Source organism: Paenibacillus sp. TY11 (assembly GCF_059772165.1).
In genome coordinates this window covers 1-550 of the sequence record NZ_JCBAIQ010000075.1, presented here as the reverse complement: position 1 = coordinate 550, position 550 = coordinate 1, and the positions used below count along the sequence as shown (strand labels likewise).

General features: G+C 43.1%; 1 protein-coding gene. It reads right to left on the bottom strand.

Annotation, left to right across the window (positions count from 1 at the left end; translation table 11 throughout):
* Positions 1–189: 189 nt before the first annotated feature.
* Positions 190–504 (bottom strand): helix-turn-helix domain-containing protein, encoded by a 315-nt coding sequence (locus AC6EJC_RS26870; protein ID WP_444956521.1) that lies wholly within the window; start codon positions 502–504, stop codon positions 190–192.
* Positions 505–550: the final 46 nt, after the last annotated feature.

The window sequence follows — 550 nt, the reverse complement described above, 5'->3', positions numbered from 1 at the left end:
AAAATAGTTGAATTTGGCGGTAGCCGTAGACTCCGTTATACTGCTCATACACTTTCTTCACAAGTGCTTTCGCGTCCCGATCTCGATCTGTTCCTCTCCGTTTTAAGAAGGCGTAATATCCACTTCTGGAGACTTTGAAAAGCGTACAAAGTTTGCTAATAGGATAGTCTTTCGCAGCTTTCTCAATGGTTACATATTTGTGTGCTTCATCTCCTGTATCCAGATTTCCAAACACTTTTTTAGCATGTCGTTTTCCCGTTTCAGCTTCTGCACATACCTATCCTGATCGACATACTCCTTACGCCGTCCTCGCTGGTCCATGAGCCCGAATTCACCGAGTTGCTTGTATTTGCGCATCCATTCTTTTAATCGATGTCGATCTGCGATCCCGAATTTCTCCATGAGTCTACGATATGTCCAACCTTCTTCGATATGGAGTCGTATGGCCTCTACTTTGGTTTCAAATGTATACTCGTTAAATTTTGTTCCCTTTTTCGCCGGCATAAAAAATGCACCCCCTAGATTTCATCGGATCAACCAGGGGTTTATT